This window comes from Humiphilus diazotrophicus (genome assembly GCF_059726315.1).
On record NZ_AP040870.1, the window covers coordinates 7,236,190 to 7,250,337 of the forward strand.

Here is a 14,148-nt window from a genome sequence, read left to right on the forward strand (position 1 = left end):
GAAGCCAAACTAAGCCGCACATTTTAAGAGGGTTGACCGCGAGTCCTGCGCCGTAAATTCAGCAAATGCCGATGTTTCGGCACTGCGTGTCCAAACATTGCGGGTGGGATAGTGTTGTTGGTTGAGCTGTCAATTAATCTGAAATGGTCCTTCAGGAAGGTATGCGAGAACATAATGATCAAAACTCTTTTGCTTGGTTTGCTTCTTGTGGCGGCGGTTGCCTCTGGCGCACAGCAGGTCAGTGTTCCTCGTATTGAACCGAGTGACTGTATCTATAAGGCGGACAGCCTCCACAAGACCTGGTGCGGATTTCTGATCGTACCGGAAAATCGCAATCGCCCACAGGGCCGGACCATCAAGCTGCCGTTTATCTATGTGGAGAGCAATAATCCGAATAAGAGCCCTGACCCCGTCCTGTACACTGGCGGCGGTCCGGGTGTCAGTTCGTTGCATCCAGTCACTTCGATTGCCCGTAGGTCTCTGTTACGTAATCGGGACTATATCGCATTCGAGCAGCGTGGAACCTATTTCGCACAGCCGAATCTAGAATGTGGAGGAGAAGGGAACGGGGTTCAAAACGCTTATCTCGAACACCGCTCTGTAGACGATGCGGTCCTTTCATCGGTCAGACAATGCCGTGAAAAGCTGATCAGAGAAGGTGTTGATCTCTCCGCCTACAACACGGATCAAAGTGCAGCAGATATCGAAGACCTTCGCCGCCTGCTGCACATCGACTCGCTGAATCTTATGGGTATCTCTTATAGCGGCGGTCTGATGATGGCTGTCCTGCAAAAGTATCCCGAGCACATTCGTTCGCTGATTCTGGACTCGCCCCTTCCTGAGTTTGTAAACATCGATGAAGAGGAACTGGCTAACTTCAATGAAGCGTTGACCTCCGTGCTGGGCAGCAGCGGCGACAGCACCCTCCTTGATCGATTTCACAGCTACTTCAGCAGTCTTGGCGACAAGGTGTTTACGATCAACTATAAGTTGAAAGATAGTAGGATCGTATCCCTATACTACAGTCGCAGAGAGCTGTTGAGCATTATCCACAGCAGGGTGGAGGACTACGACGGGATAAAGAAGTTGCCTCAGATCATCAACGATATGATCGAGGGGCGGCAGGAGCCGTATGTGAAGGAGTTTTTCGACGACGTGTTCGCGGGAAGTGGCTCGATATCGGGTATGCGACTGTCAGTTTATTGCTCAGACAAGATGGCCTTTGAAGATCAGGCCACTATCAAGCAGCAGGAAACCGTTCTCCCTTGGCTGGCTGGTTTTCACGTCAATGATGTTTACGGCGCGATGTGTGACGTCTGGCAAGTGAAGCCGATAAATGCAGCCACTAAAAAGCCGTACTACAGCAACGTTCCTGTACTGCTTGGGGCAGGTGCGCTGGATGACGCATGCAGGCCCTTGTACAACGACCTGATCCATCATTATTTCCCGAACAGCCAGCGACTGCTCTTTACCAAACGTGTCCACGGCCCGTTGCTGAACTCTCTGGAGGGGGATCTATACATCGGGCAGTTCCTGGACAAGCCTCGCGGGCGTCTCCAGGGGCAACAGGATATCGAGGCGTACTGATAGGGGCTGTGGTCGTGCTTGGACATTGTCTAGAACTCCTCTGATCAGACTTGGGCAATGAGGTGCTATTGATTCCCCAATGAGTATTCAAATCTTATCTGAATAAGCGTTGTCCAATAGATTCATGAATCCTAGCTTACTTTGAGGGACGAACTCCAAGAAACGACAAGTCAACAGGAAAGTAGAGTAGTGCTGAGCTGAGCGCCATGAATCCTTGAATAGGCATGATCGTGAAAGTCGCGACGGCAACAGCGACGATAGGAGTTGCTGTTTATGTAGCACGAATCAGCAGGCAGCAGTGGATAACGAACAAGGAAAAGCTGCGTCTCGACCTCTACAACCGGCGTTTCGAAATATACATGCGATTTTAGATTTTTATCAGGCGCTGCTGAGCTGGGAAGCGAGTCCCGAGCAGAAACAACTGCAATTTCCTTTCATCAAATCCCACAGAGAAGCGCGATTTCTGTTTCCTCAAGATTCTGGGTATTTGAGTACATCAACGAATTTCGTCTGCATGCGTTTAGGATCGTAAACCTTGATCACGCGAACCCCCTGGCGACTGTAGCTCCAGAAGAGTTATAAAGCTTGCGGAGGAAAGACAGCATAGCGCAGGATAGATTCTTAATTCGATGGAAGGGCTAGAAAAGAAACTTGAGCCATTTTTGAACTTTCACGATATGTAGAGCATTTCTGGCATCCGGGCGGGTAGCCCGCGCACGATTACACACGGATGCAAACAACCTTGTCTATTTCTGCACGGCCCTGGTTAAATGCTTCTCATGAAACGGTGGCATCGACCTGAGGTGTTCCACCATTTTCAAAAGTGCCGCCTCTCCCTCGGCATTGAGTAAAGTAAGAAAGTTTGCTGCGACGTTAGTCATATAAATATCGCGATCAGTCGCAACGGGTTGCGACGCGGTTGCTTGCAGAAAATCCTTTAGGGCAGGTCCGCGCAAACCCGCCGACCGTGTCGACGAGGTGTAGATCGGCATCGAGGCGCTCATTGAAAACTTCTATTTTTGCAGCGGCATCAGGCCCAATCACTTCACCGTCCTCAAACACGACAGAATCGACTGATATTTGCACTCTTTTCCCTGAGTCAATGTTCTTGTGCTTGTAGCTAGCGGCTTCCATTGAGAGTGATAGTGGAATCCTCTGCCCTTGTTTCGGCAGTTGGTTAGATCTATGAAGGATTGTCAATTTTCGTACTGGAGTTATTAAGATCTGATCGCCAGTGTGTAACATCCTGTCGTCGCTTGTGCGTATCGGCGCGGTATGTGTAACGATGTAGCGCTTGGCCTGCCCTGACGCAGCAATCTCATCTGGAAATGTGTAGAGAACTGTAATACTCCAAATATTCTTGCCTGTCCCGTTTTCGAGAAGCACACTGTGAGGCAGAACCGATTTCAGTTCGTCGCCAGAAAACTGATTCACGATGGGGGATACTTTTGGGGCAAACAGTGACGATTCTACCGAATAGGCATGAAGGTTGTACGTCTCCAAAGTATTGATCGTTGTCATAGTCGGGACCGTGATGCCTGCATACGCGGATGATAGCGCGATTAGATAAACAGCGCCAAAAGGGGATTCCGATAGCGTAGCCCGTTTGAAAGAGAGGCGCCAACTCATCCAACGCGACGGCGAGCTGGCCCATTCAAGCTTCCTTCGGTGTAAGGTGCCAAAAGAAGGCTTAAATGGCCCACCCTCGGACGATAGATTCGGCCCCTGGAATATGCATTGCATCCTTCTGCTCTTGGCGGAAGTACTCCATGGTTCATTTCTTGGAAAGTTAGTCGTGACTTGTCCGCTGGTTACAAGGCTGGCAGACAAGCCTGCTACTATCTTGGCTAGAGTTTGCGGATGATGGCAAACCACATTTTTGGACCGTCTTCGGGGAAGGCCCCGGGATGCTCAGTCATGAATGCAGGATTGATTTCGCCATGGACCGTCTCGATCGATTCAATCTGCCAATCCTTCGCGAAGTCAGTGTATAGATCCTCTTTCGAAACACCGCCTTGGGACGACGGTTCGTCATCGGTGAAACTGAGGAGAAAGAGCCGCCCTCCCGATTGGAGAACGTGAGCTAATCCACGGATGTAAGCCTGACGGTTTTCGACCTCGTAGATGTGATACAAGCCGCTGTCAATAACGCCGGCGAAACTCTTATCCCATACGGGTAAGGTCATAGCGTCTTTGACCTCGAAGTCGATTTGTAGGCCACGCTGCGCAGCCTTGTTCCGCGCCTTACGTATCGCCTCTGCAACAAAATCGATACCGGTCACTTCAAGGCCTCGGGCGGCCAGGAATATGGATGTATTGCCTGTTCCACAGCCGCAATCCAGAACAGGTCCCTTGATCTGGTCTGCGACAGCGATGAATGGCGCTTGCGGCTTTCCAATATCCCACGGCGGATTGCCGGTGTAGATTTCGGTGAAGCCTTCACGAAAATTAGAGGGTAGAGCCGTCATATTTAAATCTCCTTCTGGCGGTAGTTACACTTACCGCTGTTGCAATAGTTGTTGATAGCGTGGTTCGCCGAGATATATCGCATCGGTTTCCAGAAATCAGACTGCGAGCACGCTGCCGACAGTGATCAGCTGCGCCTGAATCGCCATGGAATACTCTCTAGTCTTGAATAGCACTTCGGAGGAAGCAGGTCTTGACTGAAATTCATCGTAGCACACTAACGAACACTGTTCGTTAGTGTTAATATGAGAATCATGAATACGACTCAGATCGTCAGTCGGCGCAGGGGAACGGGGAAGCCCCTGTTGACACGCGAGGCGATCATTCTGGCGGCTCTGGAACTCATCCGGAAAGAGGGCCTGGAGGATCTCAGCCTGCGCAAGGTTGCTGCGGCGCTTGATACCGGCCCGGCATCGCTCTATGTGCATATCCGCGATTTAGGCGAATTGCTTTCGCTTGCTCTGGATCGGGCTCTCTCTGGTGTGCGAATACCACGGAATGTTGATCCATGGGATAAAGCGCTGGAGCAAATCGTTCTTTCCTACCTGCGTGTGCTGTTTCGCCATGCTGGAGTAGCGCGTCTTGCTATTACGACAATTCCAACTGGTCCCAACAGCTTCAGAATTCTAGACGCCATTCTTCGGCTTTTAGAACAGGCTGGCTGCACGGAACGGGATGCAGCCTGGGGTGCTGACCTCATTTTGCATTTTGCTGCCTCGACTGCAGCGGAACAGAAAGCACGGGGCGATGATCTGCTCAAGGAAGTTTCGAAGACTTTGGATTCGCTAGACGGCGACGCTTACCCGCGCGTTTTTGCCTTGCGGAAGGCTCTTCTTTCCGGGGGAATAGACCGTTTCGTGTGGGGATTGCGCGCTATCATCGATGGCATTTGCCAGAGATCGAAACACTCCAGAGATAGGCCGTAACAAAGGGGAGATCCGCATCGCGGATACTTGGGCGGGTGGCACATTCAAGCCTTCTTTAGGCTTGAGTGGGGCAGTTTGTCAGCGTAACCTAGCCTATACCTTAGGGACTAAGGCGGTTTCATAAATCAGGACAAAGCCACTGGATTACCTGACCGATTATGAGGGACGAGTTGAAATTTGAAGCGGAATGAACTGCGAGAAAAAGAGAAGAGACAGCTGTGAAACTCTGCTCTGAAGTAGAACCCACTCAAGCCAAATGAAGGCTTGAATTGATTTTATAAGGTCGGAGGCTTCCGCAAGAGTTACAGTGTCTACTAACGTCGAAGTGAGTAGAAAACTGCTGGATCAGGAGAAGCCTCCATGCATATTGTAGGATGTGATTTCCACCCCAGCGCACAACAAATCGCATTTATAGACACCGAAACAGGAGAGATCGTACAGAGACACCTTACCCACAACAACGGAGAAGCAGAACGATTCTATCGCGAACTGCCTAAGCCCAGTCGGATCGGAATCGAGACGACAGGCAACAGTCAGTGGTTCGTGGACCTGTTGTTGGAGGTAGGCCATGAGGTGTGGATCGGAGACGCAGCACGGATTCGAGCCAGCTATGTTCGTAAGCAAAAGAACGATAAGCGAGATGCAGCTCACTTATTGAAGTTGCTACTAGAGAATCGATTTCCACGCTTATGGACTCCAGACAAGGAGATGCGGAACCTGCGCCAGTTGCTGATGCATCGACACAAGCTGGTTGAGATTCGCACCCGGGTCAAAAACGGATTACACCACTTGGCGATGAATCGTGGCCTGCAGATGAGTCGCCGACTGTGGACCGAAGCAGGGCAAAAAAAGTTCGATGCCTTAGCCCTAGACGGATGGGCATCAGTTCGTCGAAAGGATTTGGAGACTTTGTTAGGCACCCTTAATGGCCAGATCGACAAGCTGGATCAGGCGGTAGAGTTGGCGGCCAAACAAGATCAGCAAGCACAGCTTCTAATGACTCAACCTGGAGTCGGTCCCATTACAGCGATGGCCTTTGTTCTCACCATCGGCGATGTGAGCCGCTTCCCAAATGGTAGGAAAGTAGCCAGCTATCTGGGACTCATTCCTTCCGAAAACAGTTCTAACGAAAAGCGCTATACAGGCGCGATTACTAAGCAGGGCAATTGTTTCCTGCGTATGTTATTAGTCGAAGCCGCACAGTCGGTAGTTCGTTATGATCCCGGCTTGCGGAAAAAATATCAGCATCGCTGTCATCACAAGGCAAAAGGGGTGGCCAAGGTGGCTGCGGCGCATAAGTTAGCAACACGACTCTACTGGATGATGCGCACCAATACTCCCTATCCAGAGATCGTCCACATCGAGAGCAGCTCGCGGGTGGCCCTGGTCGACTAAGGTTCCTTAGTCAGTCCGTTGAATTGATTGAGCGCTCTCGCATCCAGCATCGGCTGGATGTCCGCAAGCAGAATCATGATGAGTAGTGCAAGTCCGTATTGATGGGTGGTGGGAAGCTGTAGCTTCCCCCGGAAACTGATTCAAGAGAATGTACCAGAAGCTTTCACTTACCTCGACGATCTTGGCCAAATATCGGTGCTTCAACACCGCACAGGACATTTTTACCCTTGACAAAGCTGTTGACCTTATTGAGGGCCACCCCGCCTGATTTCTACTCCAAATAAACTGAACGTCCTTTACGTGACGGGCTGAACCTAACTCTATAATTCCTGCATGTCGATCCTTCGCCTGGTTGTTCTTGCTCTCTTCTTTAGCACTATGGCTGCGGCACAACAGCATGTCACCTTTGCCACGCAGGACGGTGGACATATTTGTGCAGATTTATACGGCCAAGGCACAAGAGGGGTTGTACTCGCTCACGGTGGTAGATTCAACAAGGAAAGCTGGAGGGTCCAGGCGAACGCGCTGATGTCGGAGGGATTTCGAGTTCTGGCAATCGACTTTCGCGGATTTGGTTGCTCAACAGGTCCCGGCCAAGCCGATCCTTATCAGGCGCCCTTTGAAAACGATGTGCTGGGAGCGGTTCGCTACCTGAAAATACATGGTGCCCGAACCGTCTCAGTTGTGGGAGGTAGCTTTGGCGGCGCAGCTGCTGGCGATGCCTCGATTAAATCTGTACCAGGAGAGATTGACCGCATCGTATTTCTTGGTGCAGCCCCGAATCTCTCAGCAGAGAAGCTAAAATCGCGATCCCTATTTATCGTTGCACGTGAAGACAGTAACGATGCGGGTCCGCGACTCCCCGGCATTCGTGCTCAATATGAACAAGCTCCTCAACCAAAAGAACTGATCGTTCTGGAAGGCTCCGCGCATGCTCAGTTTCTTTTCCAGTCAGACCAGAATGATCGAGTTATGCACGAAATTTTACGATTCCTCTCGGCGCCATAGTTTAAACCTCTAGAATGCAAGCTCGCGTGATGCTGGTACTGACGATCAGGGAACACGTTATTCGCTGATTGCTTAAAAAGTATTGTTGCTGTTTCAGAGATCGAGTGAGCTCGTGTCACTAGAAGGCAAACGTTGCCAGCGGCGACCAAATCCACCACACCTTGTTTGTCTGACTTATTTGCCGGTCTTCACCCTACAGCCGCTTAGTCTGTAGCGCCACACCTCATAGTGGCTTTCTCTGATTACGACAATATGTTTGGGCAACTCTACACCATCTACGGTCTGGTAAGTATAGGTATAGATCAGGCGGTGACCAGGATCCCATTTGCCGTCTTCACTCATGGTCAATGAGGACAAGAGAAACCCGTGCGGGCCAGGCGCGAATGATGTCTCATAGTGGTCGAACGGATCTGCTTTCAAACTTGTGCGCTCGAGGCGCATATCAGGAGTAAGAGCCATCTCGACCTCCACGGCCTCCTTCTTGAAGGCAAGTTTGTATCCGGACGAAGAGCGCTCGAAAGAGATCGGCGTTTCGGTGCCTGGAAGGATTGTGTTCGTACTAGCAGGCAACCAGACGTAGAGGCCCTTCTGCACCGCGTTCTTCAGTAGGCCCTCCGCCATGCCGCCGTGAGGAAGCTTGTTAATTGCGTTCTCGGTGAGATCGGCGGAAACGGTAACATTCTCTCGTGTCACCACGACGCGGTTCCGAATCGGCTGAAAGATCTTTTCGAGTTCCTCGTCTGTCCCTTCATCTCCTACTCTCGCCGTCTCCTTGAAGTGCTCCTTCCAGCTGAAATCAACAGCGCACTCGAAGGACTGCAAGTTCCTGTTAAACGGGGCATCGTATTTCCCGCGCACTTGACTGAACATTGACAGGTCTGTCTTTGTCGCTTGAGAGTGGCAAAACGTAGCGCAAAAGCAGAAAACGATCAAACCACAATGAATCCGTGTCACACTATCTCCCCGAAATGGAATGAGCACTGAGCAGAGAATGAGCGTGGCCAGCATATATCATGGCGAACAAAGCAGCCAACTCCATTTTGTGTATGTCTTCGATGTTTTCCTTAAACCAGCTTTGAGCCTTCGAAGCTGACTCCTGGTCAGTTGAATGGGCCAGCCAAGATTACGGCATTGATCTGTATCGATGATCGACGCAGCGATAATGTCAAAGTTTGGACGCATGAGAATTGCCGCCTTTCGTTCTTCCCTTGACAGTCGACAGAAAAATGCGTAACCCTATTGTCGAATGTCGAGGGAAGAGATGCCGCAATCAACCGACCTTCTGCATGGAACGCTGGAACTGCTCGTCCTTCGGGCGCTCGCGCTTGAGCCAGTGCATACTGACGGGAAACGATTAGAAACGTTATTAGTCGCCTGGACCCGCTCGTCATCGGCAATCGCGTCTGTACTTGGCAGTGTTGCGGAGGTCTCTGCGTGATTTCTGAATTGTTGACGCGCATCCGCTTTTTGATTTTTCGCAAAAAGCGCAGCGAACTCGAGGATGAAATTGCATTTCATCTTGAACAGGCAATCGCATCCAAAATCGCGGCTGGAATGGATCGGGTAGAAGCGAGGCGCCAGGCGCTGATTGAGTTTGGCGGGACGGAGCTTACGCGGGACCAATGCGAGCGGCAGCGTCCCGGCTGGTGGCTCGGCACGGTATTACAGGATGTTCGTTACGCGCTGCGCGGGTTTCGCCGCAATCCACTTTTTACCATTGGTGTTCTGGTCACGCTCACACTCGGTATCGGCGCTACCACCGCCGTTTTTAGCGTGGTCGACCCAATCTTGTTTCGTCCGTTGCCCTATGCAGATGCCGCGCGAATAGTTTCGCTGGGATTTGTGCACTCGCTAGAGCGGCAGGAATTCATGATGGGCCGTTTCTATGTGGAATGGCAGAAGGATCAGACTCCTTTTTCGACTCTCTCCGCGCAGAACACGGGAGTCCACAATTGCGACCTGGTCGAAGATAATCCGACACAGCTGGGCTGTATATCGTTTCAGGCAAACTTCCTTCCTTTGTTTGGAATATCTCCGGTGCTAGGCCGCAATTTTCTGCCGGAAGAGGATCGTCCCCACGGACCCCATGTGGTGATGATTTCTTATGGGCTGTGGACGAGACACTACAACGGCGATCCCCGCATCCTGGGCCGCCTCATCAATGTGGATGGTGATTGGGTGCGCATTGTGGGCGTGCTGCCCAAAGACTTTCAGTTTCCTACGCTGGAAGAGGCAGATATCATCTCTCCTCTTGTTCTCGACCCAGCGGTCCAGCAGACGGTGAATGGCGGCTTCGGATATCCTGAGCGGGTATTTGCACGCCTCAAGCCCGGTGTCACCGTGGCCCAGGCGTACTCGCAGATGCAACCTTTGTTTAATGCCGATCTTAAGTTGTTCCCCCCGTCTGCAAAGGGTGAAACTCACCTTAGCATCAGGACGCTTCGTGACAAAGAAACGCAGGAAGTACGGCCTGTGGCCTGGGTGCTCTTCGGCTTTGTTCTTGCCGTCTTGCTGATTGCGTGCGCCAATGTGACCGGCTTGATGATAGCTCGCGGAGCCGGACGACGACGGGAACTTGCAGTGCGCTCGGCCATTGGTGCCAGTCGTGGCCGCCTCATTCGTCAGGCACTGACGGAAGCCCTATTGCTGTCGTTTGCGGGAGGCTTGACCGGACTTGCTATGGCACAAGCGCTGGTGATGCTGTTTGTCCATCTTGCTCCTACGGGAATTCCGTTTATCGGCACGGCCCATCTCGATCTGCGTATTGCGGTCTTTGCGGCTCTGCTTTCCTGTCTCTGCGGAGTGGTCTTCGGGCTCGCTGCGGCTCTGGAAAAGCCCGGATTGGTCGCGCTGAACGCAAAGACATCCATGTCGCGTAGTCGTGCTTTTCTGCGGCGCAGTCTTGTTACGGCGCAGATCGCGGTCAGCATCATCCTGTTGTCAGGCGCGGTACTGTTGCTGCGCAGTTTCGCGAAGATCGAACAGCAGAATCTAGGGATGCAAACCGATGGCGTGCTGACTATGAAGGCGACGCTTCCCCGGTGGCGCTACAACACCGATCAAAAGGTGATGGACTTCTATCTTCGTCTTGAATCTTCATTGAGGCGGCTGCCCGGCACGTTTGCGGTGGGAATGGCTACTTCGATTCCACCGGATGCGGGTGGGGCACAAAGCTTTCGGTACTCCGATCTTCAAGTAGAAGGGAAGCCGCCGGTGCCTGCCGGGACGGGAGGAAACGTTACGGGCCGATCCGTGACGCCCGACTATTTTCGTGCACTCAATATTCCCATTCTCCGCGGACGAAATTTCTCGGAACAGGATCGCACATCTGGTGAGGGCGAAGTGATCCTAAGCAGATTACTTGCTGCGCGCCTCTTCCCGGGTGAGGATCCTATTGGAAAGCGGTTAGCGGTGGTAGATAAACGCTCCAGTAGTCTGGGAACTATCATCGTCGGCGTGGCAGACAACGTGAAGAACAACGGGCTCACCGAACAGAGTGATCCTGAGATGTACACTCTTCGCCGGAGCGTTCCTGGTGACTGGGGCGGAAATAGACTGATTGTCGTCATCCATTCGGCGATGCCTGCCTCTGCGATTGGACCATGGGTTCGCTCGGAGGTTCTTTCGATTGATCGCACAGTTCCCGTTGCGATAGAACCTCTGAATCTAGCCATCTTCCGAATGGCGGACCGCCCGAGGTTTGCAACAACGCTGCTTGGATTCTTCGCAGTGACAGGCTTGGTGTTGGCAGTCGTTGGGCTTTATGGTCTGGTCGCTTTTATGACGATGCAACGGACGCAGGAGATTGGTTTGCGCATGGCTCTCGGTGCCACGCGGGCCAACATTCTGCGCCTGATCGCAAAGGATGGATTTCGCATGATGTCGATTGGCTTGGTGCTTGGACTCGGTATAGCACTGGCAGTGTCGCGCGTATTGAAGGCCCTGTTGTTTCAGGTCAGCGTATACGATCCATTGACATACATCTTTGTCCCGGTACTTTTGTCGCTGGTGGCTCTCGCTGCAATCCTTATCCCCGCTCGCGCCGGAGTGCAGGTCGATCCGGCGGTCACGCTTCGTGCCGAATGAGGGACACGCCGGTGCAATAACTCGAATGTCGCGCAAGGTGACTTTGACATCGATGAGATTGCTCAGACCATCGTCAAGCCACCTCATCGAACCATCGTCGGAGAGCGGCAGCAGTGAGGTTTCGGTTGCGGTCACAGGATCATACAAACTCAACCTCAGAGGACGTGTTGCAGCAAAATGAGCGGTGTTGCCCTCGATGAGGAGGCGGCGATAAGACGTCTGCATTGGCCAGCCGTAGAGAATGTGCTCCAGTTTGAGAGTATGCGACAAGACAAACTGACATGACGCATCAGGGGTGATGTGGGTCTCGAGAAAGAAGTTCTCTCCAATAGACCTGCACTCGCTGTTGCCAATCCGGTGCCCAGTGGTAATTTGTCAACAGCGCTTATTAAGCGGTGAGGAGTTCTGTCTAGATAACCTGCGCGAAGCGCGATTTGGGGGTTGCTTAGCCATTCTTCCGATAGGATCACAGAATTTGGAACTCGCACGCGCCCGAATTCGTATAGAAATACACGTGTTTCGCTTCATCGATATTCGTCCGAATGCCCTTCAGGAGGCTCGATGCGAGAAGCAGGATTAGCAACTTCGATCAACAGAATGGAGCCACGACATGCCGCCCTCGTAACTGGTCTGGCATACTTGCTGAATCCAGTGACTTTCGCCGAGACCTATGCTATGCCCCGTCTCATAGCGTCTGATCCTGCGCAGACGGTCGTCAACCTGGCCGCACACCAAACTCTTTTCTCCGCAGCAGTGTTGTCCTATTTCTTAAGTGCGGTCGGAGACATCGTGATGGCCTGGTCTTTGTATGTGCTACTGAGACCGGTCAGTCGAGCTCTGGCTCTGCTCGGGTCATTGCTACAACTCACGTACGCGGCAGTTTGGCTGGCCGCAATCTCAAACCTGGGCGCTCTTTATCGACTCATCGCAATTGCCGACTATTCCCGGTACACCAACGCCACGGCACTACCATTGCAGGCAGAACAGATGCTTAGTACCTTTCGAGCCGGTTGGGGACTCGGATTGATCCTCTTCGGATTGCATCTTGTTGTGACTGGCTGGCTGATCGCCCGTTCGACGTATTTGCCACACTGGCTCGGCTGGCTGCTCTTTGTTGATGGATGGGCCTGGGTTGCAGATAATCTCGGTGTTTATCTATATCCCAGGACATCCTTAAGCTTCTTGAGCGTCTTCTTTGCGGCGGAATTGATCTTCATGGTCTGGCTGCTTGGCTGGGGCTGGCGTGTGCGAGATCCCAATCTCATACGTTGATCGTGAAGACCGGGAGTCGCAACACAGTCCCGGTGCTTTGTCGATCTAAATGGTTAAAATCTATAAACTTAGGCAGCGCAGCACCTTCTGGACCGTTGTCGGCGCGGAATGATGCGCCAAGGATTTGCCAGCATTTCACTTGGCGCGCTTAGCCGTGGATCGTAAGCTGGTTATAGTTAACCCAACTCCGATGGTGCAGACAACGAACCAACCCGCTCATGATCGTCGCTGGTCCATGGCCAGCCTGTGGCCGCGGTTCGATACTGCTTATGATTGGTTATTCTCTGAAAGCAATATAACCAGGCTCAAGAAGTTGGCCGTGAGTTTCAGCATCGCGGGCTTTGCGATTCATCTGGTCTTGATCTTTCTGGCGCGGTCGCTAGCGCATCCACCCTTGCTAATTGCCAACAATGGCCAGAACTATCTCAGTGCCATCTCGACACCTTTCACCTTCATTCTGTTTTATGAAGTGCTGACGTTGATTGGAGCGTTGGCTGCTTCAACGACCCAGTCTATTGCGGGCCAGTTTGAAATTGTTTCGTTAGTCTTTATTCGCGACGTTTTCCGGGACATTGCGAAAGCTAACGACTTGATCATGGAACACCGTTTGACCATGGAGGCACTCCCCTTATTTTTGGATATGTGGTCGGGGTTCCTGATGTTTTTTCTGGTTGCGGTGTTTCGACATGTGGCCCTGCGGCAGGTGCGCTCTTCAGAGACTCACAGCCTCTCTAAAGAACTTGCGCAATTTGTCTCGCAGAAGAGAGCGATTTCTATCGGGCTTACCATTCTGCTGATCATTATGGCCGCGTACAATCTGGCACTGGTGGTTGCCTCGATCTGGAACTGTTTTTGGACGGGTAACCAGTTCGTTGAGCCTGCAACGACGTTCTATAACGATTTTTTCACCGTGATGGTTTTCACCGATGTTCTGATCCTGATCCTTTCCATCGTGGCCTCCGGATATTACGAAATGGTATTCCGCAACGCCGCTTTTGTAGTGGCGATCATACTTGTCCGGTTTGCGTTGACCGAGGGCTATCCCTATGGTGCAGGTCTGGCCCTTTTGGCTATGGTCTTCGGCATTCTCACTTTGCTGGTGTACAAATACCACGCACGGATCGCAAGATCCACTACGCCCTGAACTCCTTCGAGTTGTTTTCTATCCAGCACCCAGAGTGGACTGCCACGAAGGTGCACAAGTACACAATTCCTTCGTGAGAGCCGACCGGAGTACGAGCGCGTAGCGCAAGACCTTGGCTACTCCTGCAGCAAAGAATGGAACAGCTGAATATTTAGCTCGTGTATTAGTTTTCCTCGACATGGCATAGAAAAGCGATTTACTATTTCCTCGCTTTGGAAAGGCGTTCCGCTTTGGTGTTGCGCGCTCATAAACGCAGCGGGACCG

Annotated in this window: 12 protein-coding genes; 9 read left to right on the forward strand and 3 right to left on the reverse strand. The window is 52.0% G+C overall.

Translation table 11 applies throughout. From position 1 onward, the window contains the following. Positions 1-174 precede the first annotated feature (174 nt). Positions 175-1,587: an alpha/beta fold hydrolase gene (locus AC6I7T_RS28950; RefSeq protein WP_497791312.1), complete on the forward strand. Its 1,413-nt coding sequence runs from the start codon at positions 175-177 to the stop codon at positions 1,585-1,587. Between the two features lie 224 nt (positions 1,588-1,811). After that, the gene (locus AC6I7T_RS28955; protein WP_497791313.1) at positions 1,812-1,958 is read left to right on the forward strand and encodes a hypothetical protein; all 147 of its coding nucleotides are present in this window, start codon (positions 1,812-1,814) and stop codon (positions 1,956-1,958) included. Positions 1,959-2,481: 523 nt separating this feature from the next. On the opposite strand, the gene AC6I7T_RS28960 is transcribed toward AC6I7T_RS28955, so the two are convergent. Next, positions 2,482-3,330, reverse strand: a complete 849-nt coding sequence (locus tag AC6I7T_RS28960; RefSeq protein WP_497791314.1) for a hypothetical protein — start codon at positions 3,328-3,330, stop codon at positions 2,482-2,484. Positions 3,331-3,434: 104 nt separating this feature from the next. Beyond that, on the reverse strand, positions 3,435-4,055 hold the full coding sequence (locus AC6I7T_RS28965; RefSeq protein ID WP_497791315.1) for a class I SAM-dependent methyltransferase: 621 nt from the start codon (positions 4,053-4,055) through the stop codon (positions 3,435-3,437). Between the two features lie 252 nt (positions 4,056-4,307). Here AC6I7T_RS28965 and AC6I7T_RS28970 point away from each other — a divergent pair, with 252 nt between their 5' ends. From AC6I7T_RS28970 to AC6I7T_RS28980, 3 genes are all read left to right on the forward strand, one after another. Continuing rightward, complete coding sequence (locus AC6I7T_RS28970; RefSeq protein ID WP_497791316.1) at positions 4,308-4,979, forward strand: TetR/AcrR family transcriptional regulator; 672 nt, start codon at positions 4,308-4,310, stop codon at positions 4,977-4,979. Positions 4,980-5,339: 360 nt separating this feature from the next. Next, a complete protein-coding gene (locus tag AC6I7T_RS28975; protein ID WP_497791317.1) occupies positions 5,340-6,374 on the forward strand; it encodes an IS110 family RNA-guided transposase in 1,035 nt (344 codons plus the stop codon). Positions 6,375-6,707: 333 nt separating this feature from the next. Next, positions 6,708-7,382 carry an alpha/beta hydrolase gene (locus tag AC6I7T_RS28980; RefSeq protein ID WP_497791318.1) on the forward strand — a complete coding sequence of 225 codons (675 nt, stop codon included), beginning with the start codon at positions 6,708-6,710 and terminating at the stop codon, positions 7,380-7,382. A 174-nt stretch (positions 7,383-7,556) separates the two neighbouring features. On the opposite strand, the gene AC6I7T_RS28985 is transcribed toward AC6I7T_RS28980, so the two are convergent. Continuing rightward, positions 7,557-8,252, reverse strand: coding sequence for a hypothetical protein (locus AC6I7T_RS28985; protein ID WP_497791319.1), 696 nt, complete (start codon positions 8,250-8,252; stop codon positions 7,557-7,559). Positions 8,253-8,643: 391 nt separating this feature from the next. Here AC6I7T_RS28985 and AC6I7T_RS28990 point away from each other — a divergent pair, with 391 nt between their 5' ends. The 4 genes from AC6I7T_RS28990 (at position 8,644) to AC6I7T_RS29005 (ending at position 13,884) form a co-directional block, all read left to right on the forward strand. Then, a complete protein-coding gene (locus AC6I7T_RS28990; protein ID WP_497791320.1) occupies positions 8,644-8,820 on the forward strand; it encodes a hypothetical protein in 177 nt (58 codons plus the stop codon). Further along, positions 8,817-11,468, forward strand: a complete 2,652-nt coding sequence (locus AC6I7T_RS28995; protein WP_497791321.1) for an ABC transporter permease — start codon at positions 8,817-8,819, stop codon at positions 11,466-11,468. The genes AC6I7T_RS28990 and AC6I7T_RS28995 overlap by 4 nt, the downstream gene beginning before the upstream one ends. A gap of 561 nt (positions 11,469-12,029) precedes the next feature. Further along, positions 12,030-12,740, forward strand: a complete 711-nt coding sequence (locus AC6I7T_RS29000; RefSeq protein ID WP_497791322.1) for a DUF4386 domain-containing protein — start codon at positions 12,030-12,032, stop codon at positions 12,738-12,740. Between the two features lie 124 nt (positions 12,741-12,864). Beyond that, positions 12,865-13,884, forward strand: a complete 1,020-nt coding sequence (locus tag AC6I7T_RS29005; RefSeq protein WP_497791323.1) for a hypothetical protein — start codon at positions 12,865-12,867, stop codon at positions 13,882-13,884. The last annotated feature ends 264 nt before the right edge of the window (positions 13,885-14,148 follow it).

What these genes read in the sequence shown, in the direction of transcription:
- AC6I7T_RS28950 (WP_497791312.1), top strand. Translation starts at nt 175, where the DNA reads ATGATCAAAACTCTTTTGCTTGGTTTGCTTCTTGTGGCGGCGGTTGCC.
- AC6I7T_RS28955 (WP_497791313.1), top strand. Translation starts at nt 1,812, where the DNA reads ATGATCGTGAAAGTCGCGACGGCAACAGCGACGATAGGAGTTGCTGTT.
- AC6I7T_RS28960 (WP_497791314.1), bottom strand. Translation starts at nt 3,330, where the DNA reads ATGCAATGCATATTCCAGGGGCCGAATCTATCGTCCGAGGGTGGGCCA.
- AC6I7T_RS28965 (WP_497791315.1), bottom strand. Translation starts at nt 4,055, where the DNA reads ATGACGGCTCTACCCTCTAATTTTCGTGAAGGCTTCACCGAAATCTAC.
- AC6I7T_RS28970 (WP_497791316.1), top strand. Translation starts at nt 4,308, where the DNA reads ATGAATACGACTCAGATCGTCAGTCGGCGCAGGGGAACGGGGAAGCCC.
- AC6I7T_RS28975 (WP_497791317.1), top strand. Translation starts at nt 5,340, where the DNA reads ATGCATATTGTAGGATGTGATTTCCACCCCAGCGCACAACAAATCGCA.
- AC6I7T_RS28980 (WP_497791318.1), top strand. Translation starts at nt 6,708, where the DNA reads ATGTCGATCCTTCGCCTGGTTGTTCTTGCTCTCTTCTTTAGCACTATG.
- AC6I7T_RS28985 (WP_497791319.1), bottom strand. Translation starts at nt 8,252, where the DNA reads ATGTTCAGTCAAGTGCGCGGGAAATACGATGCCCCGTTTAACAGGAAC.
- AC6I7T_RS28990 (WP_497791320.1), top strand. Translation starts at nt 8,644, where the DNA reads ATGCCGCAATCAACCGACCTTCTGCATGGAACGCTGGAACTGCTCGTC.
- AC6I7T_RS29000 (WP_497791322.1), top strand. Translation starts at nt 12,030, where the DNA reads ATGCGAGAAGCAGGATTAGCAACTTCGATCAACAGAATGGAGCCACGA.